This is a genomic window from Salmonella sp. A1325, from assembly GCF_056991255.1.
The window spans coordinates 1-401 of the sequence record NZ_JAMLWO010000037.1; the positions used below are offsets into that span (position 1 = coordinate 1).

Annotated in this window: 1 pseudogene; it reads right to left on the bottom strand. The window is 64.6% G+C overall.

Going from position 1 to position 401, the window contains the following annotated elements:
- Positions 1-401 (bottom strand): annotated as a pseudogene (locus NAZ64_RS22415) (sodium-extruding oxaloacetate decarboxylase subunit alpha); the annotation flags it as partial.

Sequence of the window (401 nt, forward strand, 5' to 3'; positions counted from 1 at the left end):
AGAATCAGCAGCACGTCGCCTTCGGCCACCGTCTGGCCCTCGGTGGCAATCACCTTCCAGATGTTGCCCGCCAGCGGGGCGGCTACCGGGGTACCGGCGCCTGCCGGAGCGGCAGCCTGAACCGGTGCGGAAGACGGGGTGGCAGTAGTGAGCTGGCTGATATCGCCGCCGTCGCTGACTTTGACCACAAAGGCTTTGCCTTCCACTTCCACGGTGTAGATACCGGAAGCGGCAGGCTTCTCTGCTTTTGCCACCGGCTGCGCGGCTTCCGCCTGCGGCAGTGGCTCAAACGCCGCCGGGTTGTGGCGGTTCTCAAGGAACTTCAGGCCGATTTGCGGGAACAGCGCCACGGTGAGCACGTCGTCGATGGCGTTTCCCGCCAGAGTAATGCCCTTCTCCTG